General features: G+C 64.7%; 24 protein-coding genes and 1 pseudogene. 16 read left to right on the plus strand and 9 right to left on the minus strand.

The features are described 5' to 3' along the window. Positions 1–112 precede the first annotated feature (112 nt). Positions 113–697: a YqiA/YcfP family alpha/beta fold hydrolase gene (locus tag CLU86_RS13100; RefSeq protein WP_099743553.1), complete on the plus strand. Its 585-nt coding sequence runs from the start codon at positions 113–115 to the stop codon at positions 695–697. Positions 698–714: 17 nt separating this feature from the next. On the opposite strand, the gene CLU86_RS13105 is transcribed toward CLU86_RS13100, so the two are convergent. Then, a complete protein-coding gene (locus CLU86_RS13105) occupies positions 715–2301 on the minus strand; it encodes a Wzy polymerase domain-containing protein (RefSeq protein ID WP_233194991.1) in 1587 nt (528 codons plus the stop codon). Positions 2302–2628: 327 nt separating this feature from the next. On the opposite strand from CLU86_RS13105, the gene CLU86_RS13110 reads away from it, so the two are divergent. The 6 genes and pseudogenes from CLU86_RS13110 to CLU86_RS23055 all read left to right on the plus strand — a co-directional run. Beyond that, positions 2629–4710 (plus strand): ribonuclease catalytic domain-containing protein, encoded by a 2082-nt coding sequence (locus tag CLU86_RS13110; protein WP_099741904.1) that lies wholly within the window; start codon positions 2629–2631, stop codon positions 4708–4710. Beyond that, positions 4707–5567 carry an energy transducer TonB gene (locus tag CLU86_RS13115; protein WP_099656482.1) on the plus strand — a complete coding sequence of 287 codons (861 nt, stop codon included), beginning with the start codon at positions 4707–4709 and terminating at the stop codon, positions 5565–5567. Before CLU86_RS13110 ends, CLU86_RS13115 begins: the two co-directional genes overlap by 4 nt. 145 nt (positions 5568–5712) lie before the next feature. Further along, positions 5713–6561, plus strand: a complete 849-nt coding sequence (gene aroE, locus CLU86_RS13120; RefSeq protein ID WP_099741905.1) for a shikimate dehydrogenase — start codon at positions 5713–5715, stop codon at positions 6559–6561. Between the two features lie 144 nt (positions 6562–6705). Next, on the plus strand, positions 6706–7440 hold the full coding sequence (gene mtgA / locus CLU86_RS13125; RefSeq protein WP_099656484.1) for a monofunctional biosynthetic peptidoglycan transglycosylase: 735 nt from the start codon (positions 6706–6708) through the stop codon (positions 7438–7440). A 34-nt stretch (positions 7441–7474) separates the two neighbouring features. Continuing rightward, positions 7475–7804: a hypothetical protein gene (locus tag CLU86_RS13130; protein ID WP_099741906.1), complete on the plus strand. Its 330-nt coding sequence runs from the start codon at positions 7475–7477 to the stop codon at positions 7802–7804. A 15-nt stretch (positions 7805–7819) separates the two neighbouring features. Further along, positions 7820–7936 (plus strand): annotated as a pseudogene (locus tag CLU86_RS23055) (monofunctional biosynthetic peptidoglycan transglycosylase); the annotation flags it as partial. 28 nt (positions 7937–7964) lie between these two features. Here the strand turns inward: CLU86_RS23055 and CLU86_RS22635 are convergent. The 3 genes from CLU86_RS22635 to CLU86_RS13150 are packed head-to-tail and all read right to left on the minus strand — an operon-like array spanning position 7965 to position 10261. After that, positions 7965–8300 carry a hypothetical protein gene (locus CLU86_RS22635; protein ID WP_143226706.1) on the minus strand — a complete coding sequence of 112 codons (336 nt, stop codon included), beginning with the start codon at positions 8298–8300 and terminating at the stop codon, positions 7965–7967. Between the two features lie 26 nt (positions 8301–8326). Then, positions 8327–9814: a cytochrome P450 gene (locus CLU86_RS13145; protein WP_233194992.1), complete on the minus strand. Its 1488-nt coding sequence runs from the start codon at positions 9812–9814 to the stop codon at positions 8327–8329. Positions 9815–9829: 15 nt separating this feature from the next. Next, complete coding sequence (locus CLU86_RS13150) at positions 9830–10261, minus strand: hypothetical protein (RefSeq protein WP_199175218.1); 432 nt, start codon at positions 10259–10261, stop codon at positions 9830–9832. Between CLU86_RS13150 and CLU86_RS13155 the strand changes: the two genes are divergently transcribed. The 5 genes from CLU86_RS13155 to ruvC all read left to right on the plus strand — a co-directional run bounded on the left by CLU86_RS13155 (position 10245) and on the right by ruvC (position 15868). Beyond that, positions 10245–11051, plus strand: a complete 807-nt coding sequence (locus tag CLU86_RS13155) for a helix-turn-helix domain-containing protein (protein WP_233194993.1) — start codon at positions 10245–10247, stop codon at positions 11049–11051. The two genes, CLU86_RS13150 and CLU86_RS13155, sit on opposite strands and share 17 nt — an antisense overlap. A gap of 138 nt (positions 11052–11189) precedes the next feature. Beyond that, on the plus strand, positions 11190–13046 hold the full coding sequence (locus tag CLU86_RS13160) for a M48 family metalloprotease (RefSeq protein ID WP_158236329.1): 1857 nt from the start codon (positions 11190–11192) through the stop codon (positions 13044–13046). Between the two features lie 147 nt (positions 13047–13193). Then, positions 13194–14006, plus strand: a complete 813-nt coding sequence (locus tag CLU86_RS13165) for a 1-acyl-sn-glycerol-3-phosphate acyltransferase (RefSeq protein WP_099741910.1) — start codon at positions 13194–13196, stop codon at positions 14004–14006. A gap of 261 nt (positions 14007–14267) precedes the next feature. Continuing rightward, on the plus strand, positions 14268–15260 hold the full coding sequence (locus CLU86_RS13170; protein ID WP_099741911.1) for a phosphatidate cytidylyltransferase: 993 nt from the start codon (positions 14268–14270) through the stop codon (positions 15258–15260). A gap of 59 nt (positions 15261–15319) precedes the next feature. Further along, positions 15320–15868 (plus strand): crossover junction endodeoxyribonuclease RuvC, encoded by a 549-nt coding sequence (gene ruvC / locus CLU86_RS13175; protein WP_099656490.1) that lies wholly within the window; start codon positions 15320–15322, stop codon positions 15866–15868. 229 nt (positions 15869–16097) lie between these two features. Here ruvC and CLU86_RS13180 read toward each other — a convergent pair whose 3' ends face one another. After that, positions 16098–16583 (minus strand): CZB domain-containing protein, encoded by a 486-nt coding sequence (locus CLU86_RS13180; RefSeq protein ID WP_099656491.1) that lies wholly within the window; start codon positions 16581–16583, stop codon positions 16098–16100. 200 nt (positions 16584–16783) lie between these two features. Here CLU86_RS13180 and CLU86_RS13185 point away from each other — a divergent pair, with 200 nt between their 5' ends. After that, positions 16784–17827 carry an LLM class flavin-dependent oxidoreductase gene (locus tag CLU86_RS13185; RefSeq protein ID WP_199175122.1) on the plus strand — a complete coding sequence of 348 codons (1044 nt, stop codon included), beginning with the start codon at positions 16784–16786 and terminating at the stop codon, positions 17825–17827. A 22-nt stretch (positions 17828–17849) separates the two neighbouring features. On the opposite strand, the gene CLU86_RS13190 is transcribed toward CLU86_RS13185, so the two are convergent. Then, positions 17850–18599, minus strand: coding sequence for an SDR family oxidoreductase (locus tag CLU86_RS13190; protein WP_099741913.1), 750 nt, complete (start codon positions 18597–18599; stop codon positions 17850–17852). A gap of 206 nt (positions 18600–18805) precedes the next feature. Between CLU86_RS13190 and gspF the strand changes: the two genes are divergently transcribed. From gspF to CLU86_RS13205, 3 genes are all read left to right on the plus strand, one after another. After that, the gene (gene gspF / locus CLU86_RS13195) at positions 18806–20038 is read left to right on the plus strand and encodes a type II secretion system inner membrane protein GspF (protein ID WP_099741914.1); all 1233 of its coding nucleotides are present in this window, start codon (positions 18806–18808) and stop codon (positions 20036–20038) included. 21 nt (positions 20039–20059) lie between these two features. Further along, a complete protein-coding gene (locus tag CLU86_RS13200) occupies positions 20060–20992 on the plus strand; it encodes a 5'-nucleotidase (RefSeq protein WP_099741915.1) in 933 nt (310 codons plus the stop codon). Between the two features lie 219 nt (positions 20993–21211). Beyond that, entirely contained in the window at positions 21212–21619 is a 408-nt protein-coding gene (locus CLU86_RS13205) for an EF-hand domain-containing protein (protein WP_099741916.1), read from the plus strand. A 31-nt stretch (positions 21620–21650) separates the two neighbouring features. Here the strand turns inward: CLU86_RS13205 and CLU86_RS13210 are convergent, their stop codons facing one another. From CLU86_RS13210 to CLU86_RS13220, 3 genes are all read right to left on the minus strand, one after another. Then, complete coding sequence (locus CLU86_RS13210; RefSeq protein WP_099656496.1) at positions 21651–22082, minus strand: hypothetical protein; 432 nt, start codon at positions 22080–22082, stop codon at positions 21651–21653. Positions 22083–22240: 158 nt separating this feature from the next. Then, the gene (locus CLU86_RS13215; protein WP_099656497.1) at positions 22241–22747 is read right to left on the minus strand and encodes a DUF1854 domain-containing protein; all 507 of its coding nucleotides are present in this window, start codon (positions 22745–22747) and stop codon (positions 22241–22243) included. A gap of 15 nt (positions 22748–22762) precedes the next feature. Next, positions 22763–25075: an ABC transporter ATP-binding protein gene (locus CLU86_RS13220; protein ID WP_099656498.1), complete on the minus strand. Its 2313-nt coding sequence runs from the start codon at positions 25073–25075 to the stop codon at positions 22763–22765. Positions 25076–25201 lie beyond the last annotated feature (126 nt).

A 25201-nucleotide genomic window follows, 5' to 3' on the forward strand; every position in this document is an offset into this window, starting at 1 on the left:
AACAAGGCACTGCACGGCGCAGCGCACCTTGTGCTGCACATCTTATGCCTGAGCCACCCCGCCAAAAGCAGTGATTCCCCTGCCCCATGCCGTCCGCCCCTTGCGTGCCTCCATGACCACCACCCACCTCCTGTACTTGCACGGCTTTCGTTCTTCACCCGCCTCAGCCAAGGCACGCCAGATGGCGGCCCATGTGGCGCGCCACCATCCAGCGGTCACCTTTTGGTGCCCCCAGCTGCCGCCATCGCCCCAGGCGGCGATGGCGTTGGTGGTACAGGGTATTGCCCAGTGGCCTCGGGAGGCGATGGGCGTGATCGGATCGTCACTGGGCGGGTTTTACGCCAGCTGGGTGGCCCAGCATGCGGGCTGCCCCAGTGTGATGCTGAACCCCGCCGTGGACCCAGCCCGGGACCTGGCGCGCTACATCGGCGAGCAAACCACCTGGCAAAACCCCGAGGAGCGGTTTTACTTTCTCCCGGAATACATTGCCGAGTTGCAAGCGCTGGACCTGCGCGGCCAGCCCGCCCGGGCGCCCGAGCTGGCCATCATTGCCAAGGGCGACGAGGTGCTGGACTGGCGCGAAATGACAGCCCGCTACCCCCAGGCCAAGCTGTGCCTGCTGGAGGGCGGCGAGCATGCGCTGAGCGACTTTGAAGACCACCTGCCCCGCATCACCCGCTTTCTGGCCCTGGCTTAGGGGGACTTCGCGCTTGCTCAAGGGGCAGCGCTGGCCCCGGGCTCCCGTTCCTCTGTGATGTCTTCAGCGCCATCGGCGGCCGCCCGCGCGGACTCAGAGGCCAGCCAGCGCGCATGGTCTGCCGGGTAGGCGATGCGGTAGCGCTGCACATGGAAGGCCACCTCATCGTCGCGCCCCAGGGCCTGGGCACTGGCGATGAGTTTCTCGACCACCCGGGGTTCGGGCGAAAAATGCAGCAACGCCAGTGCTGCGGCATGCATCTGTGGGGCGTTGGCCGCCGTCAGCGCATGCGTAGTGAGCCAGGCAAAGCGCACCTGGTCCGGGAACAGGGTGCCCGAAGGCACGGGCACGGCGCGCACATCGCGCAGGGCTGCCGGGCGCTGGTCCGCGGGTTTGTAGAGCTGGCTCACGGTGCGGTACTGGTAGGCCGCCGTGGCCAGCAAGCCCACACCCACCAGGCAGGCCAACACCCCCAGGCGCCACAGCCACCGCCCTGGACACCAACCCCTCCGCGCCCAGCCCCCGCCGCAGCGCCCCAGCAGCAACAGCAGCGCAAACACCGTCGCCACCTGGAAGGGGCCGTACCACAGCGGATATTCAAGCAAGCTGTGCGCACCCACCAGGGCCAGCAGGCCCCAGGCCAGTTGGCGCACGGGGTCGGTCTCGCGCCAGGGACGCGCACGGGCCACCACCGTGGCGCCCCCCACGCACAGCAGCAGTGCGGCAGGCAGGCCCAGTTCCACGGCCAGGTGCAGGGGCAGGTTGTGGGCGTTGTCCAGCAGCATGCAAAAGCGCTCGTCCGGGAACAGCGTCACATAGTGGGCATAACCCATCTCGCCCCAGCCCCAGCCCGTCCAGGGCTTGAGCGAAATCAGGTGCAGCATGTTCGACCACAGCACCTGGCGGCTGGCGCACTGGCGCCCATCGCCTGCCAGGCGCGCAAACAGCCCCTCGCCCTGCACCCCGGTCAGGTGCAGCAGCACCTGGGGCAAGGCCCAGGCCGCCAGCACATACACCGCAAGGCCCAGCAGCGCCACGGGCAAGGCGCGCCTGGCGGGCGTGCCGCGCCACAGGCACAGCAAGACCACCATCAAGCCCCACTGCAACGCCCCGGTGCGCGACACCGTGGCCGCCGATGCCAAGGCCAGCAGCGGCAGCAGCGCCGCCAGAGACACCCCCAGCCAGCGCAGGGCGGCCTGCGCGGTACGCACCCACAGCCACAACAGCGCCCACACCCCCATGGCCACCAGAGTGGCCTGCTGGTTGCGCTGGCGCAGGTTGCCCACCGCCTGCCCCGGGCTGGAGGGGTGAATCCACGGCGAGCCCCAGGGCTCTGCACCCAGGTACTGCAGCAAGCCCACCACGCCACCCACCACAGCCGCCAGCAGCAGGCCCCAGGCCAAAACCAGGGCGGCCTGCCGGTACAGGCGGCCGCCCTGCGCACGGGTCTGCACCTGGGCACCCCGCACCAGCGCCCCCACCGCCAGCACACCACCACAACCCCAGGCAAACACCAGCGGCCAGAAGTTGGGCGACGGCGGCGCCGTCACCGCAAACAAAAACGGCAGGGCTACGGCCAGCACGGCAAACACGCCCAAAGGCATTGCAAAAGCAGAGAACGGCATCGGCAAGGGTTCGCGAAATCGGCGGGGAACGCGCTAAAGCCGCGCAGAAAAACGCGCGGGAGATGGGGCCAGGGGCCGAAAAGACGGGGTGAAGGGTGGGGATGATAGTGGCGATCCGCACAATCCATGCCAAATAGGCCTCTAGCGCTTTTTAGATAAGCGCAAGCAGCTATCAAATAAATAGCAAAAATCCCAAAGCCGACCAAGATGAGGTGACACGGAGGGCGCCCACCGCTGCGCGGCCAAAAAACAACCTTGCAGCCAACGGTAACCAGCGCACCTGATCGCCCATGGGAGAATCCCCGGATGCATGCACTGTTTGAAGAAGCCGGCAAATTCATGGCCGGACGTATCCTGTCCGAGGCGGAAAGCTCCGCCCAAGTCGAGCTCGATTCGGGCAAGCGGGTCAAGGTCAAGGCCGCCAACATCCTTTTGCGATTTGAAAAACCCGCGCCGTCCGAGCTGATCGCCCAGGCGCAAGCCGTGGCCGAGAGCATTGAGCTGGACTTGGCCTGGGAATTCGCGCCCGAGGACGACTTTGGCTTTGCCGACCTGGCGCGCGACTATTTTTCCGAGAACGCCACCCTGGTCCAGCAGGCAGGCGCGCTGTTCCGCTTGTACGACGCGCCCCACTACTTCCGCCGTGCGGGCAAGGGCCGGTTCAAGAAGGCCTCAGCCGAGATCCTGCAGCAGGCGCTGGCCGCCATCGAAAAGAAAAAAGCCCTCCTGGCGCAAATCGACGAGTGGGCCGCGGCCCTGGGCCGGGGCGAATGCCCACAGCCCATCCGCGAGCAACTCTACAAAATCCTGTTCAAGCCCGACAAGAACGCGCCCGAATACAAGGCCGTGGTCGAGGCCAGCCGCGCCACGCACACCGCGCCGCTCGATCTGCTGCAAAAGGCTGGCGCCATCGATTCAAGCTACCAGTTCCACTGGAAGCGCTTTTTGTTCGAGAACTTCCCCAAGGGCACGGGCTTTCCGGCCGTCACGGCACCGGCCATTGCGGACGAACTGCCGCTGTCCACCGCACAGGCGTATTCCATCGACGACTCGCAGACCACCGAAATCGACGATGCGCTATCCGTCCAGGGCCTAGGGACCGGCACCGTGGTGCTGGGCATCCACATCGCCGCGCCCGGGCTGGCCATCCAACCCGGCAGCGCCATTGACCAGCTGGGCCGCGCGCGCCTGTCCACGGTGTACATGCCCGGCTACAAGATCACCATGCTGCCCGACGATGTGGTGCAAACCTACACGCTGGACGAAGGCCGCGCGAACCCGGCCGTGTCGCTGTACGTCACCATCGACGAGGCCACGCTGGAGTTCAAGGGCTCTGAGACCAAGCTCGAGCGCGTGCACGTGGCCGCCAACCTGCGCCACGACCAGCTCGACAGTGTGGTGACCGAAGAATGGCTCAGCAACCCAGCGTTTGAGCACCAAAACGACCCGCAGCGCTTGTCTGACCTGCGCCCGCAGCTATCCTTTTTGCACCGACTGGCCAAAGAGCTCAAGGCCCGCCGCGAAGTGGTGCGCGGCAAGCCCGAGAACTTCAACCGGCCGGACTACAACTTCCGCCTGGTGGGCAACAACGGCGCCGAGCCCACGGGCCACGAGCAAGTGCAGATCAGCGTGCGCCAGCGCGGCGCGCCGCTCGATCTGATCGTGGCCGAGGCCATGATCGTGGCTAACAGCACCTGGGGCAGCTGGATGGCCGAGCTGGGCGTGCCCGGCATCTACCGCAGCCAGGCCAGCATGGCGCCGGGCGTGAAGGTGCGCATGGGCACCAAGGCGCTGCCGCACGCGGGCATTGGCGTCAAAGCCTATTCGTGGGCCACATCGCCCCTGCGCCGCTACACCGACCTGGTCAACCAGTGGCAAATCATTGCCTGCGCGCGCCATGGCGCCACGGCCGCGCTGGCAGCGCCGTTCAAGCCCAAGGATGCGGACCTGTTCTCCATCATCAGCAGCTTTGACGGTGCCTACAGCGCCTACAACGGCTACCAGGCAGGCATGGAGCGTTTCTGGACGCTCAAATACGTCGAGCAAAACGGCATCACCGAGCTGAACGCCACCGTCTTCAAGGAAGGCCCCGGCGGCAGCTTCCTGGTGCGGGCCGACGACATTCCGCTGGTCTTCCCGGTGCTGGGCGCGCAAAACCTGCCGCGCGGCGCGCGCCTGAAAGTCAAGCTGGGCGAGGTGGACGAAATCACGCTGGACCTGCACGGCACCGTGCTCGAGCGGCTGGACGACCCCGCCGATGCCAGCGATGATGCGCCCCTGGAAGACGACGGCGACGACGAAGCCGTGGCTGGCCCCATCGCCATTGCCGTGGACGTCAATGAGGCCGACACCCCCACCAACGCCAACGCTGACCACCCAACGCCGTGAACCTCCGCTCGCTCTTTCGCTCCTTCAGCACGCTGCAGATTGCACTGGGCGTGTCGGTGGCCGTGCACGCGGCCCTCATCTCCGTGCGCTTCATCGACCCCGAGGGCTTCAACCGCGTGTTCCAGGACACGCCGCTGGAAGTCATCCTGGTCAATGCCAAGTCCAACGAACGGCCTGAAAAAGCCCAGGCCATCGCCCAGTCCAACCTGGCGGGCGGCGGTGAAGCGGCCCAGGGCCGGGCCACCAGCCCCCTGCCCTACTCGGCCCTGACGGCGGTGGGCGACGACTTTGAAGAGATGCAGCGCAAGATGGACGCGATGCAAGAGCAGCAAACCCAGCTGCTCACGCAACTGCGCAAGCAGCTGGCCACCATGCCCGAGCCCGACCCGCGCAAGCAAAGCGACAGCGGCGAGCAGATGTCGCAAGAAGAAAAGCGCCGCCAGCTCGTCAAGCTGCTGGCCGAGATTGAAAAGCGCATCAACGAAGAAAACTCGCGCCCCAAAAAGCGCTACATCAGCCCCGCCACGCGCGAAGAGGCCTACGCCATCTACTACGACGCGCTGCGCCGCAAGGTGGAAGACAAGGGCACCGAGAACTTCCCCGAGCAAGGCGGCAAAAAGCTCTACGGCGAGCTGATCATGATCGTCACCGTCAACCACGACGGGCGCGTGCTCTCCACCGAAGTGGTGCAAGGCTCTGGCAAGGGCGCCCTGGACCGCCGGGCCGAAGCCATCGCCCGTTCGGCCGCCCCGTTTGGCCACTTCACCCCCGAAATGCGAGCCAAGGCCGACCAGGTGGCCATGGTCGCCCGCTTCAAGTTCACCCGCGACCAGACGCTGGAAACGAGTGTGAGGTAGCCCCCCTGAGTCGCCTGCGGCGCCTTCCCCTAAGGGGGACGCCGCCAGCGGCTTGGCCAAGCCAGTTTCGCGGCGGCCCTGGCCTGAGAGGCAGAGAAACCCTCAGCCTCTGCCCCGCCCCCTGCATGCAGCCCTTGTTGTTCCCATGACCTCTTCGCCGCTCCCCGCCGACCTGTACTGCGTGATGGGCAACCCCGTCGCCCACAGCCGCTCGCCCGCCATCCACGCCCGCTTTGCCGAGCTGACGGGCCAAGCCATCCACTACGAGCGCTGCCTGGTGCCGCTGGACGGCTTTGCCCAGGCCGTGCGCCACTTTGCAGTCCAGGGCGGGCGGGGCTGCAATGTCACCGTGCCGTTCAAGTTTGAAGCCCCCCAACTCGCCACCATGTGCAGCGAACGCGTGCACCTGGCAGGCGCGGCCAACACCCTCAGCTTTCAGGCCGACGGCAGCATCCACGCCGACAACACCGACGGCCTGGGCCTGGTGGCCGACATCACCCGCAACGCCGGTGTGCCCTTGCAAGGCGCCCGCGTGTTGCTGGTGGGCGCGGGTGGCGCCGCAGCAGGCGTGCTGGGCCCCCTGCTGCACGCCGGGGTGCACCACATCACCATTGCCAACCGCACCGTGGCCAAGGCCGAGGCGCTAGTGGCATCGCATGGCGCACTGGCATTGCTACAAAAAGCAGAGCTGCTAGCGCTTACACCACAAGCGGTAGAGGGTGATTTTGATGTCATCATCAACGCCACCGCCAGCAGCCTGAGCGGTGAAGCAGTGCCTGTGGCCGCCAGCGTGCTGCGCCCTGGCAGCCTGGCCTACGACATGATGTACGGCCCTGCCGCACAAGGCTTCATGGACTGGGCCAGCGCCCACGGCGCCACGGCACGCGACGGCCTGGGCATGCTGGTAGAGCAAGCCGCCGAGGCCTTTGCCATTTGGCGCGGGGTGCGCCCGCCCGCCGCCCAGGTGCTGGAAGAAATGCGCCAGACCGCCTGAGCCATGAATCGCCATGAACTTGCATGAACTGGATAGACCGTTCGGGCTGAGCCTGCCCGAGCCTTGCGCGGCGCTTCGACCAGCTCAGCGTGAACGGTTCAAGGAGAGCCATCAGCAGCGCCCCACTTTTGGAGCCATGCAACCATGAAGGCACTGGCCCGCTGGCTGGGCCTGGTGCTGATCGCACTGGTGGCCCTGCAACTGTTCTTTGTGCTGCGCATTGCGGCCATGGCGGTGGTCAACCCCGAGTCCACCACCTTCGAGCGGTCTGAAGCCTGGACGCTGCTGAGCAGCAAAGGCAGCATCCCCTGGCGCCAGCAGTGGGTGCCCTACGCCAAAATTTCCGACCACCTCAAGCGCGCCGTCATTGCCTCGGAAGACGATGGTTTTGTAAACCACGAAGGCGTGGACTGGACCGCCATCGAAAAAGCCTGGGAACGCAATGCCAAGGCCGAAGCCCAGGTGGCCAAAGCCCAAAACCGCACCCCCGACCGCCCCGTGCGCGCCCCCAAAATCCGTGGCGGCTCCACCATCACCCAGCAGTTGGCCAAAAACCTGCTGCTGTCGGGCGAGCGCACCCTGCTGCGCAAAGGCCAGGAGTTTGTGCTGACCCTGCTGCTGGAGCAGCTGCTGAGCAAAGAGCGCATCCTCGAGATCTACCTGAACAACGTGGAATGGGGCGAAGGCGTGTTCGGCGCTGAGGCCGCCGCCCAACACTACTTTCGCAAAAACGCCGCCCAGCTCACCCCCACCGACGCCGCCCGCCTGGCCGTGATGCTGCCCGCGCCCAAGCGGTTTGAGAAAACGCCCGGCTCGGCCTACCTGGCAGGGCGCACGCGGACGATTCTGGGGCGGATGGGGAGTGCGGAGCTGCCGTGAGGCAGCCAATGTTCAGCAGAGGAGGGATCGACTGATGAAACTCACGCAAGCTGAGCGCTGGATAGCAGCCACGAACATTGCGTTGGTTGCTGTATTCAGCGCCTGGAGCATCGGAGTTGCCTATGACCGAATTCCGATTTCAGCATGCTGCAACGTCCCGGGCTATGCCGAGACAGTGCTAGCCGCACTGAACTTCCCTTCATGGTTTCCCGCCGCACTTGCCGCGAAATCGCTTTACGGACAAGACTTCACTACCTTTGTTGCGTTCAAGCAGTTGGTATGGCTCGCCCTCTGCGGGCCGCAATGGTGGGCCTACATCTTCATCTTTCGGTTTTTGAGAGATCGACGACGCAAATCTGCGTAAATGCGCTTCCACGTCCGCCTCGCCTTGAGGCTGCCCGCGCCCAAGCGGTTTGAGAAAACGCCCGGCTCGGCCTACTTGGCGGGCCGCACGCGGACGATTCTGGGGCGGATGGGGAATGCGGAGCTGCCGTAGAACCTTGTCCGAGGTAGCCCTGCATCGCTCAGCCCACCACCCCAGGCCGAGGTTTCAGGCCATGGTAGAAAGCCCACGCCGCGCCCACATAGACGCACGGATAGGCGGCCACCCAGCCCAGTACCGCCAGGAAGGCAGACAAGGGCTCGTCTGAGGCCCACCCCGCCCGCACCAGCACAAAGCCCAGCCTGAGGGTGCAGCCCAACAAAGCCAGGTAGGCAACGCCGCAGACCATCACCCACCAGCCGCGCCGCTGTGGGCAAAAGTGGAGTTCCGCCCTCCAAAGCTGTTTGGGGATTTGGTACAGCTTCTGCAAGGCAAGTACCAAGACCAGCGGGAAGATCAACGCGGGCAATACCAACATAAGCCTTGACTATGCGCCACCCAAGATCAGCCCCTGCGCTCTAGCCACACCGACACCCGCTCCTCAGGCCGCAGCGTCACGTTCAAGCGGGGCGCGCAAGCCGGTGCGGCATCAGGCCAGCGCACGGTGTAGCGCTGCAGCAGCATGGCCGCCAGCAGCGTCATCTCCAGCATCGCAAAGTGCTGGCCAATGCACACGCGCGGCCCCAGGCCAAAGGGGATCCAAGCGCCCTTGGGGACAGGCGGCGCGCCGTCCAGAAAGCGCTCGGGCTGGAACTGCTCGGGCTGCGCAAACCAGCGCGCATCGCGGTGCAGCACCCAAGGGGTGATGCGCAGCAGGGCGCCCTGCGGCACGGCCACCCCACCCAGGGTGATGGGGGCAGTGGTGCGGCGGTTCATCAGCGCGGCGATGGGTGGGTACAGGCGCAAAGCCTCCTTGAGTGTGGCGCCCAGCCAGGGCAACTGGGCCAGGTGCTCTGGGCCGGGCACACCGCCTTGCAGCACCGCGTCCACCTCGGCCTGGGCGCGCGCGGCGGCTTCGGGGTGCTGGGCCATTAACGTCGTCCACCACAGCAAGGTGGTGGCACTGGTCTCGTGCCCAGCCTGGAAGGTGACCAGGCACTGGTCCAGCACTTCCTGTGGCGACAGGGTCTCGCCCGTGCTTTCGTCGCGCAGGGCCAGCAGCATGTGCAGCAAGTCGCTGCGCTCGGGCTTACCCGAGGCCCCATCGGCCACAGGGGCTTCGCTCTGGCGGGCGTCAATGTGCCGCTGCACCAGCCCCTTCAGCGCCCCCAGGGCCCGGCGCTTGTCGGCTTTGCCCGGCAGAGGCAGCCAGTCGGGCAGTGTGAAGGGCATGAACATTTCCCGGAAGGCCGCCTCCGACAGCGTCTGCGTGGCCCAGGCGGCATCGCGGGCATCGGCCTGGGCCGACTCGCTGAACAGCGTGCGCAAGATCACGTCCATGGCCACGTCCGTCCACAGCGCATCCACCGGCACCAGCGCGCGCGGCTGGCCCGTGGGCACGGCAGCGTCGAGTGCACGGCGGGCGGCATCGGTCATGAGCTGTGCATAGCCCGCCACACGCCTGGGGGTGAAGGCGGGCATGAGCATGCGGCGCTGGCGCTGCCAGGTGGCGCCCTCGGTCACCAGCACGCTTTGGCCAAACACTTCTTCAAACACCTCCATGCCCCGCTCCCAGCGGATCAATCGGTCGGCATGGGTGATGAGCGCCTCGCGCACCAGGTCGGGGTGCATCAGGTCCCAGGCGTCTTCGTAACCCAGGCGCATGCGGGTCAGGTCGCCGTGCTGCTGGTGCAGGCGCGTGACAAAGCCCAGGTAGTCGGCACGCATGTCACGCAACAGGGGCAGGCCCCACCAGGGGCTGCGCGGGCCACTGAGCTGCAAGGGGCGAGGAACATCGGCTGGGTCTGCCACCGCCGCCATGGCAGCGGTGGCAGAGGTGGCAGCGGTCAGCCCGGTCTGGACGGAGGGGGATGCGTGTACGGAGGTGTTCATGCCCCGCATGGTGTGTCACACGGTGCTGCGCGTATTGAACGAATACGACACCTGCGGCCAGGGATCCTCTGCACAAATCGCGTCGGCCAAGTGTGCGCTGCGGATCGGGACGGGCTGCAAAGCGCAGCCATCGCCGTCGCCGTCGCCATCGCCATCGCCATCGCCATCGCTATCGCTATCGCTATCGCCATCGCTATCGCTATCGCTATCGCTATCGCTATCGCTATCGCTATGCGAGTATTTGCAACACCGCAGACCGCCCGAGACCCCAGATGCAAACGACGCGGTGATTTGTGCAGAGGGTTCCTGGGTACACTCCGCGGCCATGGCCACCTTGGCACCTTTATCTGCAGACCACCCGCCCGGGTTGATCCCTTCAGGCCAACTCTGGCTGCCCAGGGCCTCGCTCACCTCTTGCCTGCGCGCCGCCATGGTGCGCAGCACCATGGGGTATGAGCTCACCGACGCGCAGCGGCTCAACCACTTCCCGGCCTCGCCCCTGTGCAGCCTGAGCTGGTGGTTTGAGGGTCAAGGCGAGACGCTGGTCCCGCGCAACCCAGGCACAGTGGCCACACTGGGCTGCGAGCGCGCCCCATTGCCCGGCCGCTGGGTGCTCAGCGGCCCACAGACGGCGCCAAGCACAAGCTGGTGCCCTGACCCCACCGAAGGCATGATGGTTTTGCTGCTGCCCGATGCCCTGCACCAGTTGACAGGGCTGGAGCCCGAAGCCCTGACCAACCGCTTTGTCGATGCCCAGGCCGCATTGCCGCCTGACTGGCGCCCCCTGCTGGAAGCCGTGCAATCACAGCCAGACAGCGCCAGCCGCCTGGCGTGCCTGGAAGACTTTTTGGAGCCCCGCTGGCAGGCTTGCCGACCCACTACCCTGCACAGTGCACACCGCTACACCGACTGGGCCAACCATCTGGCCCAACGCGCGGCACTGTCCGCCCCCGGCCGCAGCCTGCGCCAGCTAGAGCGGCGCATCAAGCGCTGGGCTGGGCTGCCCCTGCGGGAGCTGCGCGGCATGGGCAAATCAGAGCAAGCCTTTTTTGATGCGCTGACCGCCCATGTCGACCAAGGCACCGTGTCATGGGCTGAAGTAGCCGTGGGGGCAGGCTATGCCGACCAGTCGCACCTGTGCCGTGTCACGCGCCGCATCACGGGCTTTACGCCGCAGGCGCTGTATGACGGCATCCTGCGTGAAGAGGCGTTCTGGGCGTACCGCATCTGGGGGTAAGCACCGCCCGAGCCGTGCGGCACACCCCAAAATCCGCAGTTTCACAGCGCCCAATCTGCTCACGATCTGTGAATGCGCCGAGCCGCCCGGTCGCAGCGGTCTGCTCAAATCCTCACCAGTCAGCACAGCCCATCCAGCATGCCCATCGGCCCCCTCAGAAACGCTATGCAGTTTTCAATATTTCAAAAATTCAGACTTTTGGTTTTGTGCATTTTTGTAGAGAGCATTTACTACATCTTGGCACTAGTTCCTGCTGCGGTGATCACCTGGCTTTGCGCCGTCTTTTACTCGCCCAAGCCAGCGCCACTGGCGGGAGCAACGCTGTTCTTGGTCGTGCTGTGGGCCAATCGGCCAGACCCCATTGATGACCGCGATGCCATCGCCGTAGCACCAGGGAGTGTGCTTCACCGCTGGGTCACTGAGCTTTCGAAGACAGTGGGCCAATGCAAGATCCACCACATCGTTTTGACCGAAGAATTGAACGCATCGGCCTATGTATCACCCGGCTTTTTGGGGTTCGGGGCACGGAAAACGCTGCGCATAGGGCTGCCACTGCTGCAGTACCTGAGCAGCGACGAAGTCAAGTCCGTTGTGGCCCATGAACTGGGGCACTTCTCTCGTCAGCACAACCGGGTGGGCCAATGGATTTACCGGGTCCGATACAAGTGGAGCATTTTTCTGCTGAGCCGCAGATCAGAACAGGACGGATTTATTCAGTCGCTGCAAAAGCTCGCAGCCCGAAGGTTCATTCCTGCTTTCCTGCGCCAGTCCTCAGCATGGTCGCACCAATGCGAATACGAAGCCGACGACTGCGCCAAACGCGCCGGCCTGGCCAAGTGCTTGATCGATGCTCTGGTGAAGATGGAACTGCACGAGCACATCCAGCACCATGCAATGCAAAAAGATTGGGTGCAATGGAAGCTGCAGTCCGACACTCCACCCCAAAACATTCTTGAGATGATTCTCACGAAGGTGCAGTTTTATGCAGAGGAGTCCTTTGCATCCACGCTGACAACCGCCAAAACACGCCCACTGAGCCTGTACGACACCCACCCGCGCCTCCAGCAGCGGGCCGACCACCTCTGCGTCGCGATAGAGCCACCGCAGTGGAATAGCGTCTGCGCTGGCGTAGAAGCCTTCCCGGATAGCTGGGCGTCCATCTTTCGCGACTACCAAACGTCATGGATCAATAAACACCAGCATTCGTGGTGCTTCGATCACTACCGCATGCGCTGGCTACACGCCGAGGCGGAGGCCAATCCAGGTGATCTGGTTTTGCAAGCCGTTGCGACAGCATCGCTGTCTGCATCCACTACCGCACTGGATGCACTCCGGGCAATGGTGGCGACACATCCATCAGATGCGTACCTGAACTACGAGCTCGGCCGCGCTTTACTGGAGGGCAACCATGAGGAGGGCATTCAGCACCTGCAGACAGCCATCCGGTTGAACAAAAAGATAGCTGCTGTGGCCCTACAAAGGATCAGCGACTACCACCTAAGCCGCGACAACGCTGACACCATAGAACGATCTATCAGGAAGCTAGACGCCGCATTGGGCTGGACATCCCGTTTTATCGATGAAAACCTATGGACTCGCTTCGCCAACGAGCCACTGGAACCCCTTTGTGCCACGGCGCGTAACCTATTTCGCGACGCGATCAGCGAGAACCCGCACATAGATGGATGCTGGGTAGGGAGCCTCCCATCGAAACAGATTGATGGGTTCCAGTTCAAGATCAATCTGGTCATATTTCGCATGGATGGCTCCGTTGAATTCACCCCGCACAGCACGGAAGATCACATGAGGGCGCACATGGCCCATCTGCTGGAAACGGTGATCAAACCTGATGAATTGGTCTACGTGAAAGCGGTGTTTTACACCGAGCCAATGAACCCTAAACTCTTGCAAAACATCAATAGGTACCCTGGCGTCTGCATCACGCAACCCCAGGGGCCTGTAAACCACAACCTGGTCAGAATCGACGTGCTTTGAATAGCCCGCTGAGCCGGTTGCGACAGCAAGCAGAAGCATCGGTTGACTTGGCACAGAACAAGTGAGATGCCAGGAAGATCCCTGGCAATGCGAACTGCCCACAGCCATCGCCGCGTCGCTGGCCTGCACCCCCGTATCATCCCCGCCATGCTTGCCAAGTTAATGAGTTTCCTTTTGCTGGGCGTGGTGCGTTTCCTCACCGGGTCCCAGGCGCGTTGGTACGGGTGCCCGCCCAAGGCGGAGCAGCGAATCTACTTTGCCAACCACCAAAGCCATGCCGACATGGTGCTGATCTGGGCGGCGCTGCCGGAGGAATTGCGCAGCATCACGCGCCCCATTGCCGCCAAGGACTATTGGACCAAGACGCCGTTCAAGCAGTGGATCACCACGGCGGTGTTCAACGCGGTGTATGTGGACCGGCAAGCCAGCCCGGCACGCACGCCCGGCGCAGCCGCCGCGTCTTCAGCCGCCCCTGCGGCCCCCGCTGTGGTCGATACCGCGCAGGCCACTGCAGCGTTGGCCGTGCCACCGTCCAGCACCGAGGCCGAGACCGCCGCCGCTGGTGGCCCCGACCCGGCGCCCGATGCGCCGCCCCGTGAGCCGAGCCCCGAGGAGTTGCGCGCCGCGCTGCCCGAGGGCGACCCGCTCGCCCCGCTGGTGCACGCGCTGGAGAGTGGGGATTCGATCGTGATCTTCCCGGAAGGCACGCGCGGCCATGGCGATGAGCCCCAGCCGTTCAAGTCCGGCCTGTTCAAGCTGGCGCAGATGTTCCCGAACGTGGTGCTGGTGCCTGCATGGATCAACAACGTGCAGCGTGTCATGCCCAAGGGCGAGGTAGTGCCCGTGCCCATCCTGTGCTCGGTGACGTTTGGCGCGCCGATTGCGCTGGAGTCTGGCGAAGAGCGCCGCCCGTTTCTCGACCGCGCCCGCCGCGCTGTCATGGCCCTGCGCGAGGTGTGAGATGAAGCCCCCCCTAAAAGCGGCTCACAAAACTCCCCTGGCGTCGTTGTCCCGCCTTGTCGTACTGCTTGTACTGCCTGCGGCGAAACGCCTAGCCAGGGCCGCTTCGCTGAATTTTGTGAGCCGCTCTAAGCCGCTTCGCGCCTTCCCCCCGAGGGGGGACTACGCCCTCGCTGCAGGGCGGCCTTTGCTCGGCGTCCCTGGCAGGGGCAGCGCCCACCACAAAGGCAGCATTGAATGGGCCGATATGGGATTCTTGGAATGAATAGTTTTTTGCGCAATCTCACCCCCTCCCAGCAGATTGGTGCCTTGTTCATCGTCATGTTTGGCGTGCTCTCGCTGGCCACCCTGTGGGGCTTTGCCAAAACGCTGCGCGAGCATGCCAGTGACGACCCGTTGGCCGATGCGCGCATGCAGGAAGCCAAGCGCTTCTGGGGCCTGATCAAAACCTCGTGGATGATGGCCACGGTGTTCTGGATTGGCTGGGCGCTGGGCGATACGATGGCCACGGTGCTGTTTGCCATCGTGGGTTTCTTCGCGCTGCGCGAGTTCATCACGCTCTCGCCCACGCGGCGTGGCGACCACCGCAGCCTGGTGCTGGCCTTCTTTGTGGTGCTGCCGCTGCAGTTCACCATCGTGGGTAGCAAGATGTTCGACCTGTTCACGGTGTTCATCCCGGTGTACGTGTTTTTGGCGCTGCCGGTGGTGAGCGCGCTGGCCAACGACCCTGAGCGTTTTTTGGAGCGCAACGCCAAGCTGCAGTGGGGCATCATGGTCTGCGTGTATGGCATGAGCCATGTGCCCGCGCTGCTGCTTTTGGACTTTCCGGGCTACCGCGAAAAGGGTGCCTTCCTCGTCTTCTTCCTGGTGTTTGTGGTGCAGACCTGCATGCTGGTGCAGCACCTGCTGGGGCGGCGCTTTCCGCACAAGCCGGTAGCGCCGCAAGTGAGCCAGAGCTTTCAGTGGGCGAGCTGGCTGGCCGGTGTGGCCGCTGGCGGGCTGGCGGGCGGGCTGCTGTCGTTCATCACGCCGTTCAAGCCTGGGCAGGCACTGGGCATGGCGCTGCTGGCGTGCTTTGCGGGCAGCCTGGGGCATTTGGTGATGAAGGCGCTCAAACGCGACCGGGGCGTGACCAGTTGGGGCATGCAGGGCATGTCGGTCACCGGCGCGGGGGGGCTGCTGGACCGGGTGGACTCGCTGTGCTTTGCCGCCCCCGTGTTCTTCCACTCGGCACGCTGGTACTTCGGGCTTTAAACAAAATTGGCCTCTAGCGCTTATTAAATAAGCGCTAGCAGCTACAAATTCAATAGCAAATGCGCATCTTAGGGATTGACCCCGGCCTGCAGACCACCGGCTTTGGCGTGGTGGACATGGATGGCCACAAGCTCAGCTATGTGGCCAGCGGCACCATCCGCACCACCACCTTGGCGCTGGGCGACTTGCCTGGGCGGCTCAAGATTCTGTTTGACGGCATTACCGAGGTAGCGGCCCGCTACGAGCCCGATGTGGCCTCGGTCGAAATCGTGTTCGTCAACGTCAACCCGCAATCCACCCTGCTGCTGGGCCAGGCGCGGGGCGCGGCCATCACGGCCCTGGTGGCCAGCAACCTGCCCGTGGCCGAATACACCGCGCTGCAGATGAAAAAAGCCGTGGTGGGCCATGGCCGCGCGGCCAAAAGCCAGGTGCAGGAGATGGTGCGGCGTCTGCTGAGCCTGCCCGGCCTGCCCGGCACCGACGCGGCCGACGGCCTGGGCATGGCCATCACCCACGCCCACGCAGGCGCCGCCATGGGCCGCCTGGGCGAAGCCGCTACGCTGAACCGGCGCCAGCACGCGATGTACAAAGGCGGGCGCAGTTACTGAAGGGTGAAGGGGCCAAAGGCGGCGAGGCGTTGCGCGCAGAGCGCCCTGGCTTCGACAGGCTCAGCCCGAACGGATGGGGCGTCATCTGGGGTATGTGACGCACCAGGGGCATCAGGGGCATGCAATATGCCAAGAGAATTGCCCCACAGTGCCCGCAAAGCAAGCGCAAGCAGCTCACTTATTCATAGCAAAACACGCTGAATTTTCAGCACTGAATGCTGCGCTGCGCTCAGCGCCCCAGGCCGCGCTTGAGTTCTTTGAGCAGCAACAGCACCTGGTTGGATGCATGGCGGCAGCTGGTGTTGAACAGGTGCTGCGCCTTGGCCCCGTCGCCAGCCTGGGCCAGGTCGATCGCAGCGGCGGCTTGCTGGTGAAAGTACTGGTGGCGGGCCACCAACATGTCAAACGCCGGGTAGTGGCCCAGCCGCAGGCGCCCGGTGCCGCCCAGCCAGCGCCCCAGGTCGCAGCGGTCGGCCTGGCAGGTGGGGTCAATCTGCGGGACTTCGGGGGAGCGGCCGTGCACCAGATCGTCCAGTTGCATGCGCCAGGCCTCGTGGCTGGTGATGGCGGCATCCAGGTCCAGCTCGGTCATCAGGGTGGCGGCGTACTCGGGGTCCAGCACCAGCTCGCTGCCGTTGTCCTCCAAGGCCCAGGTGGTCTCTGCACTGTCTGGGTCTTGCTCGCGGATTTTGAAAAAACGGCTGAAAAAGCCCATGCTTTGCCTTGGTTGATGAACGGGAGAGAGGTACACCGCGAAGGGCAAATACACCTCCGTGAAACATTTTGTATCGCAACCTGTGTTTTGGCTATCAAAAAAATGCACTCCCGTTCGCCCCGTGCCGCAGCAACCCCGCTGCGGACAGCGGCTAGCGCCCGCGCCCAGCAGCCACGCTGGCACCAGCAGACAATGAAGGCATGACCACTGCACTTGCCCCCACCCTGCGCCGCCCCGCCCTTTCAATGCTTGACCTGGTCTCTGTGCGCGAAGGCGGCACGGTGGCAGAAGCCCTGAAGATTGCGCTGCGCACCGCCCAGCATGCCGAGACGCTGGGCTTTACCCGCTACTGGCTGGCAGAGCACCACAACATGGCGGGCATTGCCAGCTCGGCCACGGCCGTGCTGGTGGGGCACATCGCGGGGGGCACCTCGCGCATCCGCGTGGGTTCGGGCGGGGTGATGCTGCCCAACCATGCCCCGCTGGTGGTGGCCGAGGCCTTTGGCACGCTGGCCGAGCTGTACCCCGGCCGCATCGACCTGGGCCTGGGCCGCGCCCCTGGCACCGACCCCACCACCATGCGCGCCCTGCGCCGCAGCCGGGTAGAGACGGCCGACGACTTTCCGCAAGACGTGGCCGAACTGCAGCGCCTGCTGGGCCCGGCCGAACCCGGCCAGCGGCTGGTGGCCACGCCCGGGGCGGGCACCAACGTGCCCATATGGCTGCTGGGCTCCAGCCTGTTCTCCGCCCAGTTGGCGGCTGAACGGGGTTTGCCGTATGCTTTTGCATCGCACTTTGCGCCGCGCTTTTTGCACCAGGCGATTGACCTGTACCGCAATCTGTACCGCCCGTCGGCCGCCTGGCCCAAGCCCCATGTGGCGATTGGCGTGCCGTTGATTGCGGCCCCCACCGACGACGAGGCCGAGTACCTGGCCAGCAGCACCTACCAGCGCGTACTAGGCATCCTGACGGGCAGCCGCATCAGCCTGCAGCCCCCCATTGAGGGGTTTGCCGCCCGGCTGCAGCCGCAAGAGCGGGCGGCGATTGGCGATTTTCTGGCGGCCGCCGTGATCGGCGGGCCCGACACCGTGCGCGAGGGCTTGGCCCGGCTGGTGCAGGACACGGGGGCCGACGAGCTGATCCTGGTGTGCGATGTGTACGACCCGGCACTGCGCTTGCGTTCGCTGGACATTGCCGCGCAGGCACTCGCCGATATGGCGAGCGAGCCCACCGCACTGGCCTGAGCCTAGGGATCCTCTGCACGAATCACCGCGCCAGATAGCCGCCATCGACGGGGTAATACCCCCCGGTGACGAACGAGGCTTTGTCCGACGCCAGCCAGGTCACCAGCTCGGCCACCTCCTCGGGCTGGCCCAGCCTGCCGATGGGGTGCGAGGCCACAAGCATGGCCTGCACGGCGGCGTTGGCCTCCAGCCCGCTGATCATGGGGGTGTGGATAAAGGCCGGGCCCACAGCATTGATGCGCACGCCCTGGGCGCTGTACTCCAGCGCGGCGGCCTGGGTCAGGCCCACCACCCCGTGCTTGGCGGCCGTGTAGGCCGGTGCCGTGGCAAACCCCACGGCGCCCAGAATGGACGCCATGTTGACGATGGCGCCGCCTCCGCCTTGCAGCATGGCCGCGATCTGGTACTTCATGCCGTAGAACACGCCCGAGAGGTTGATGTTGATGACCTGCGCCCAGCCGTCCAGGGGGTAGTCGGCAGTGAGGGCCTGCGGGCCGCCAATACCGGCGTTGTTGCAGGCCAGGTCCAGCCGCCCATAGTGCGCCACGGTGCGCTGCACCAGGGCTTCGCTATCAGCGGCGCTGCCCACATCGGCGGCCACAAACAGCGCATCGCCCCCTTGGGCACGCACAAGCGCCGCAGTCTCCTCGCCCGCAGCGGTGTTCACATCGGACACCACCACCTTGGCGCCCTCCCGCGCCCACTGCAGTGCAATGGCGCGGCCAATGCCTGACGAAGCCCCGGTCACAAGTCCCACTTTGGTTTTGAGCATGCTTCACTCCCTGGTGTTTGACTGACATGGCCTGCCGCCCCGTGCCGCAGGCGCAGAGGCATTGTGCGACCATCAGAAAAGATATCAATAAACGCTGGGGCCCTGGGCCGCCCTTGGTTCACACCAAGCGGCTACCATCGTGGGCGGCGCAGCGCCCTGCCCTGCCCTGCCCACTTTGCAACCCGACACCGCTTGCCACCCGATACATGCCCGCTTTTTCATTTGAAGCCCTGGACGCCCAGGGCCAGACCCGCAAAGGCCTGCTGGAGGCCGACACCGCCAAGTCCGCACGCGGCATGCTGCGCGCCCAGGGGCTGGTGCCCATGTCGGTGGAGCTGGTGCAAACAGGACAAAACACCGCAGGGGGCAGCAGCGCGCTGGGGCAGCGCCTGTTCACCCGCCCGGTGTTTGGTGCCACGGCGCTGGCGATCTGGACCCGGCAGTTGGCCGGGCTGGTGTCTTCGGGCCTGCCGCTGGAGCGGGCGCTCACCGCGCTGAGCGAAGAAGCCGACGACGACCGACAAAGCCACCTGGTGGCCGCGCTGCGCGCCGAAGTGAATGCAGGCTCGACCTTTGCCCGGGCGCTGGGGCAGCACCCGCGCGAGTTTTCAGACATCTACTGCGCCGTGATTGGCGCAGGCGAGCACAGTGGCGACCTGGGCATAGTGCTCGAGCGCCTGGCCGATGACCTGGAAGACCGCCAGGCGCTCAAGGCCAAGCTCATCGGCGCGGCGCTGTACCCGGCCATCGTGACGGTGGTGGCCATCGTCATCGTGCTGTTTTTGGTGGGCTATGTGGTGCCCCAGGTGGCCAGCGTGTTTGCAGGCACCAAGCGGGCGCTGCCGTTTCTCACGGTGATGATGCTGACCATCAGCGACTTGGTCCGCCACTATGGCTGGTTGATGCTGATCACTCTCATTTTGATAGCTGCTGGCGCTCGCTGGGCGCTGACTTTCGAGTCTTTTCGTGAAAAGTTTGACGCCGCCTGGCTGAACCTGCCCGTGGTGGGCAAACTGGCACGCGGCTACAACGCAGCCCGCTTTGCCGGCACGCTGGCCATGCTGGCAGGCGCGGGCGTGCCCATCCTGAAGGCGCTGCAGGCCGCCGCAGAAACACTGAACAACCGCGCCATGCGCGCCGATGCGCTGGATGCGCTGGTGCTGGTGCGCGAAGGCGCCCCGCTGGCATCGGCTCTGGCACAGAAGAAGCGCTTCCCGGGGCTGGTGTCCATGTTTGCCCGCCTGGGCGAGCAGACGGGGCAACTGCCCTTGATGCTGCAGCGCGCAGCCACGCAAATTTCAACCGAAGTGCAGCGGCGCTCGCTGCAACTGGCCACCATCCTGGAGCCGCTGCTCATCGTGAGCATGGGCCTGATCGTGATGACCATCGTGCTGGCGGTGATGCAGCCCATCATCGAGCTGAACAAGTTTGTGAAATAAAGCCCCTCCGGAACTCACACCATGGCCGTAACGCTGGACGACAAACTGGTGGTGGCGATCTCGTCACGCGCGCTGTTTGACTTTGAAGAAGAAAACCGCGTCTTTGACCCGCTGGACCCGCGGGCCTACATGGAGCTGCAGCAAGCGCGCCTGGAGGTGCCCGCCAAGCCCGGCGTAGCGTTTCAGCTCGTGCGCAAGCTGCTGGCCTTCAACACGCCCCAGGCGCGGCGGGTGGAGGTGGTCATCCTCTCGCGCAACGACCCAGTCAGTGCGCTGCGTATCTTTCGCTCGGCCAAGGAGGCTGGGCTGCCGCTGGAGCGCGGCGTGTTCACCCAGGGGCGCGACCCCTTCCGCTACCTGCGGCCGCTGGGCGCGCACCTGTTTTTGTCGGCCAACGAGCAAGACGTGAACGCCGCTTTGGCGCTGGGCTTCCCTGCGGCGCGGGTGCTGACCGAATCGGTGGCCGCCGGGGTGGACTACCCCAACGAGCTGCGGATCGCGTTTGACGGCGACGCGGTGCTGTTCTCGGACGAAGCCGAGCGCGTGTACCAGGCCGAAGGGCTGGCGGCCTTCCAGACGCATGAAATCAGCAAGGCGGCCCTGCCGCTGTCTGGCGGCCCGTTCAAACCCCTGCTGGCCGCCCTGCACCAACTGCAACAGCAAGCGGGTGCCTCGGGCATGCGCCTGCGCATTGCACTGGTCACGGCCCGCAGCGCCCCGGCGCATGAGCGCGCCATCAACACCCTGATGAAGTGGAACCTGGCGGTGGACGAGGCCATGTTTCTGGGCGGGCTCGAAAAAGGCCCCTTCCTGCGCGAATTTGAGCCTGACTTCTTCTTTGACGACCAGACGGGGCACGTCAACTCGGCGGCGCAGCATGTGCCATCGGGCCATGTGAGCAGCGGCATCGCCAACACTCCGGCCCATTCCAGCGCACCAAGCACCCCGGAATAACCGGGCCCTGGCGATGCGGGCACCTATGCCGTCACGGTAAACGGCGGTGAAGAACTGCAACCTTTGGTGAGCCAGCGGACTCACACGCTTGCAAATGCGTTGCCAAGTCCCAAGCTGCCCTGACGACCCAACGGGAGCAGCGATGGGGTCTGGGTCTGCAGGGCCCTGATGACGCCCGCCGGCCCGCAGCCATCCCCCGAACCACCCAGGAGCGCGCCCATGTCTTTTCTGAAAACCCTGCTGGCCTGCGGCACCGCCCTGGCGTGCAGCCTGGCGCTGGCCCAAAGCCCAGCCCCCGCCCCAACAGAAACCAGCACTGCCAACGCAGCCCCCAGCAAGGGCGAGCAAAAGGCCATGCGCGAGTTCAAGATGTTGGATTTCAATGGCGACGGCAAACTCAGCCGCACCGAGGTCAAGCTGTTCCCCCGCCTTTCGGCAGCGTTTGACGAGGCCGACACCGACCACGACAACTACGTTTCATACGAGGAAGTGCGCGCCTTTGCCGCCAAATACCGTGCAGAGCGCGATCGCCAGAAAGCCGCCCAGGCGGCCCAGCCTTCGCACAATCAGGCACCGGAACAAGCCGCGCCCGCTGAAAACGTCAGCGCAGGCGCCAAGGCGGAATAAAACACGGGCCCGGCAGAGCCCCAGGCCTCGGTCAGAGCCCGGCCGTGCGCTTGATCTTGGGGTCGGAGTAAGTCAACTCTTCTTGCTTGACTTGCTGGGCCAGCCGCTCTTGCTGGGTCATCTTGTTGATGTCCTGCGCCACCTCCACGGCGCTACCGCTGGCGCGCCACATCGACTGGATCAGCTCCAGCAGTTGCTTGTAGATGGGCTCTTTGGGCGGCTCAGGCGGTTCCTCCACCGTTTCCTTCTTCTTGACTTCGGTCCAGTCACGGTTCTGGGTGTCGGTGGCAGACGGCTTGTCAGGCTCTCGCACGGTCGCCCCCTCGCCCAGTCGGTCCGCAGACTCGACGGGATTGGGTGCGTTGATGGGACGCACCGCAGGGGCGCCGGAGGCGCCAGTGGAATACAAATCAGCGCCCTGAGGACGCCAACTCGGCGATCGGTCGACAGGTGGCATTTGCATGGCAGTGGCCCGTGGTGAAGTGAAAACATGCGGTGGCTCTGCCACCTTCTTCGTACTTCATTTCGGCAAAAAGAAGGGCAAATTAAGGCCTTTTTTGCCAATTGGACCAAATCTAGGGTTTACCCCTAGAAACTACCCGCCACCCAGACCATCGCCGCTTACAAAAAGCGCTCCAGCAACTTGCGCGAATGCTTGTCCAGCGCCGTGGTGTCGGGCACCTTGAACTGCCCCCCCTCGCCCGCCGCAATCAAAAGCCGGGTACGGCCCGCCAGGCGGCGAATGTCTTCTTCGGCCTTGAGCACCAACCGGGCGGCACCTCGGTCGGTCTGCACATCCCAGGTGCTTGGGGTTGAGAAGCTAGACACTGCAATGATTTTTTCGATAGTAGGCACAAACTCCCGCACTGCCAACTCTTCTTCAAGCAATTGGCGCTGGGGGGCTGGCAAGGTGTCCAGTCGATCGATCCATTGCAGCTCATGCCCATCTGCGCCCACCAGGGACAAGCCTTCATGGGGCGCAGCAATGGGGAACGCGCGCACGGGCACCACACCCTCATGTGCGGTGCCATCAGGCAGGGTGAGCACCAAGCGGCCATGGGGGTTGCGGTGCAATTGCCCCGAGAAACCGGTGGATGAGGAGACAGGGGAAGTGGTCTGGGCAGTCATGGTTCTTCTTCTGTCTCAAGGGTTGCCCGCAGGGTGGGCGGGGTGCAGCAAGCTGCTGTCAATGATCACGCCAGCGGCCTGGGCGTCCTCTTCGGCTCGGCGGGCCTGGGCTTCATACAGGCGCCAGTAAGCGCCCTGCTTTTCCATCAGCTCGTCGTGCGGGCCCACTTCCACCACCTCGCCACGGTCCATCACCACCAGGCGGTCCGCCTTGCGCAGGGTGGACAGGCGGTGGGCAATGGCAATGGTGGTGCGGCCTTGCACCAGGTTGTCGAGCGCCTTCTGGATTTCCTTCTCGGTTTCCGTGTCCACGGCCGAGGTGGCTTCGTCCAGGATCAGGATGCGGGGGTCGATCAGCAGCGCACGGGCAATCGAGATGCGCTGGCGCTCACCGCCTGACAGGCCCTGGCCGCGCTCACCCACCAGCGAGTCGTAGCCATGCGGCAGGCGCAGGATGAATTCATGGGCATGGGCAGCACGCGCAGCCGCCACGATTTCTTCGCGCGTGGCGTGGGGCTTACCGTAGGCAATGTTCTCGGCGATGGTGCCAAAGAACAGGAACGGCTCCTGCAACACCAGGCCGATGTGGCGGCGGTAGTCCGCCACCGCAAAACGGCGGATATCGATGCCATCGACCTGGATGGAGCCATCGCTCACGTCGTAGAAGCGGTTGATCAGATTGACCAGGGTGCTCTTGCCCGAGCCGCTGTGGCCCACCAGGCCGATCATTTCGCCCGCGCGGATTTCCAGGTCCAGCCCCTTGATAACGGCACGGCTGCCGTAGCGAAAACCCACGCCCTGCATGGTGATGGAGCCCTCTACCTTGTCCACCTTCACGGGCTGGGCCGGGTCGGGCACGTTGCTGACGTGGTCCAGGATGTCAAAAATACGCTTGGCGCCCGCGGCAGCCTTTTGCGTCACGGACACGATGCGGCTCATCGAATCCAGCCGACCATAGAAGCGCCCAATGTAGGCAATGAACGCGGTGAGCACACCCACCGTGATCTGGTTGTGCGACACCAGCCAGATGCCGAACGCCCACACCACCAGCAAGCCGATTTCAGTGAGCAGCGAAACGGTAGGGGTGAAAAGACTCCAAGTCTTGTTGAGCTTGTCGTTGACTTCCAGGTTGTGCTGGTTGGCATCGCGAAAACGCTGGGCTTCGCGCTTTTCTTGCGCAAAGGCCTTCACCACGCGGATGCCGGGAATGGTGTCGGCCAGCACATTGGTCACTTCAGACCACACGCGGTCAATCTTCTCAAAGCCGGTGCGCAGGCGGTCGCGCACGGTGTGGATCATCCAGCCAATGAACGGCAGCGGCACCAACGTGACCAGCGCCAGCCAGGGGTTGATGGAGAACAGGATGGCCGCCGTCATGCAAATCATGAGCACGTCGGTCACGAAATCCAGCGCATGCAGCGACAGGAACACGTTGATGCGGTCCGTCTCCGAACCGATCCGGGCCATCAGGTCCCCTGTGCGTTTGCCGCCAAAGTAGTCGAGCGACAGGCGCAGCAGGTGCTCGTACGTGGTGGTGCGCAGGTCAGCGCCAATGCGCTCAGACACCAGCGCCAGGATGTAGGTGCGCGCCCAAGACAAGCCCCAGGCCGCCAGCGCCGCCAGCAGCAGCCCGCCCAGGTACACCATCACCAACGTAGGGTCGATTTTCTGACCGTTTTGGTAGGGAATCAGAATGTCGTCCATCAGCGGGATGGTGAGGTACGGCGGCACCAAGGTCGCAGCCGTGGACGCCATCGTCAGCGCAAAGCCTGCTGCCAATTGCTTGCGGTAGGGCCGCGCAAAGCGCCACAGGCGCAGCAGCACCCAGGTGGACGTTTGCGGGGGTTGGGCGCGTGCGCAGGCCGGGCACTCTTCGGTGTCGGGCGGCAGCGGGGTGTGGCAGATGGGGCAGGCGGGGTCGTCGGCCTCTTGTGCGGCGCTCGCCGGGTCCGCCGCATACGCCCGTTGCTGCTCAAACCGCTGCACCAGGCGTAGCGCCTGCGGGTGGTTGCCCAGGGTGAATCGCCAGAACGCCAGGCGCTTTTCGGGGCTGTGCAGCTCCAGCGTGCCCACACCACCGTGGTCTTGCATCTTCAGCGACAGCCCCTCTCCCACAGCCCAGGTTTGCCAGGTGGTGGAGCCCGCATCGCAAGCCATCAGGCGGTTGGCGGTCACGACCACCCAGCCCTTGGCAAAGCGCAAATCCACGCTCAGGTCAACCTGTAACGTAGCCAACACGTTTTCTTGGGGCGCGAGCATGGCCCGCAAATCGGCCCCCAAAGGGCCAGAAAAGACACCCGAGGCGTCTACAGAATGGTGATGTTGCATATTCTTTGTTTTTCAGCAGTCCACAGTCCAAAACTGCAGCCTGTGCAGATGCGGGAATTTTGACCGAAACACGGCCCTCCTACGAAAGCTGACACTTACATCTCCTCTTCCCGCCAATTTCCAGCC

Origin of the sequence: Acidovorax sp. 62 (assembly GCF_002754495.1) — a bacterium.
Lineage (GTDB): Bacteria > Pseudomonadota > Gammaproteobacteria > Burkholderiales > Burkholderiaceae_C > Acidovorax.

Excerpts from the sequence above, each read along its gene's own strand:
- CLU86_RS13100 (WP_099743553.1), top strand. The coding sequence starts at position 113 with ATGACCACCACCCACCTCCTGTACTTGCACGGCTTTCGTTCTTCACCC.
- CLU86_RS13105 (WP_233194991.1), bottom strand. The coding sequence starts at position 2,301 with ATGCCTTTGGGCGTGTTTGCCGTGCTGGCCGTAGCCCTGCCGTTTTTG.
- CLU86_RS13110 (WP_099741904.1), top strand. The coding sequence starts at position 2,629 with ATGCATGCACTGTTTGAAGAAGCCGGCAAATTCATGGCCGGACGTATC.
- aroE (WP_099741905.1), top strand. The coding sequence starts at position 5,713 with ATGACCTCTTCGCCGCTCCCCGCCGACCTGTACTGCGTGATGGGCAAC.
- mtgA (WP_099656484.1), top strand. The coding sequence starts at position 6,706 with ATGAAGGCACTGGCCCGCTGGCTGGGCCTGGTGCTGATCGCACTGGTG.
- CLU86_RS13130 (WP_099741906.1), top strand. The coding sequence starts at position 7,475 with ATGAAACTCACGCAAGCTGAGCGCTGGATAGCAGCCACGAACATTGCG.
- CLU86_RS22635 (WP_143226706.1), bottom strand. The coding sequence starts at position 8,300 with ATGTTGGTATTGCCCGCGTTGATCTTCCCGCTGGTCTTGGTACTTGCC.
- CLU86_RS13145 (WP_233194992.1), bottom strand. The coding sequence starts at position 9,814 with ATGAACACCTCCGTACACGCATCCCCCTCCGTCCAGACCGGGCTGACC.
- CLU86_RS13155 (WP_233194993.1), top strand. The coding sequence starts at position 10,245 with ATGGTGCGCAGCACCATGGGGTATGAGCTCACCGACGCGCAGCGGCTC.
- CLU86_RS13150 (WP_199175218.1), bottom strand. The coding sequence starts at position 10,261 with ATGGTGCTGCGCACCATGGCGGCGCGCAGGCAAGAGGTGAGCGAGGCC.
- CLU86_RS13160 (WP_158236329.1), top strand. The coding sequence starts at position 11,190 with ATGCCCATCGGCCCCCTCAGAAACGCTATGCAGTTTTCAATATTTCAA.
- CLU86_RS13165 (WP_099741910.1), top strand. The coding sequence starts at position 13,194 with ATGCTTGCCAAGTTAATGAGTTTCCTTTTGCTGGGCGTGGTGCGTTTC.
- CLU86_RS13170 (WP_099741911.1), top strand. The coding sequence starts at position 14,268 with ATGAATAGTTTTTTGCGCAATCTCACCCCCTCCCAGCAGATTGGTGCC.
- ruvC (WP_099656490.1), top strand. The coding sequence starts at position 15,320 with ATGCGCATCTTAGGGATTGACCCCGGCCTGCAGACCACCGGCTTTGGC.
- CLU86_RS13180 (WP_099656491.1), bottom strand. The coding sequence starts at position 16,583 with ATGGGCTTTTTCAGCCGTTTTTTCAAAATCCGCGAGCAAGACCCAGAC.
- CLU86_RS13185 (WP_199175122.1), top strand. The coding sequence starts at position 16,784 with ATGACCACTGCACTTGCCCCCACCCTGCGCCGCCCCGCCCTTTCAATG.
- CLU86_RS13190 (WP_099741913.1), bottom strand. The coding sequence starts at position 18,599 with ATGCTCAAAACCAAAGTGGGACTTGTGACCGGGGCTTCGTCAGGCATT.
- gspF (WP_099741914.1), top strand. The coding sequence starts at position 18,806 with ATGCCCGCTTTTTCATTTGAAGCCCTGGACGCCCAGGGCCAGACCCGC.
- CLU86_RS13200 (WP_099741915.1), top strand. The coding sequence starts at position 20,060 with ATGGCCGTAACGCTGGACGACAAACTGGTGGTGGCGATCTCGTCACGC.
- CLU86_RS13205 (WP_099741916.1), top strand. The coding sequence starts at position 21,212 with ATGTCTTTTCTGAAAACCCTGCTGGCCTGCGGCACCGCCCTGGCGTGC.
- CLU86_RS13210 (WP_099656496.1), bottom strand. The coding sequence starts at position 22,082 with ATGCAAATGCCACCTGTCGACCGATCGCCGAGTTGGCGTCCTCAGGGC.
- CLU86_RS13215 (WP_099656497.1), bottom strand. The coding sequence starts at position 22,747 with ATGACTGCCCAGACCACTTCCCCTGTCTCCTCATCCACCGGTTTCTCG.
- CLU86_RS13220 (WP_099656498.1), bottom strand. The coding sequence starts at position 25,075 with ATGCAACATCACCATTCTGTAGACGCCTCGGGTGTCTTTTCTGGCCCT.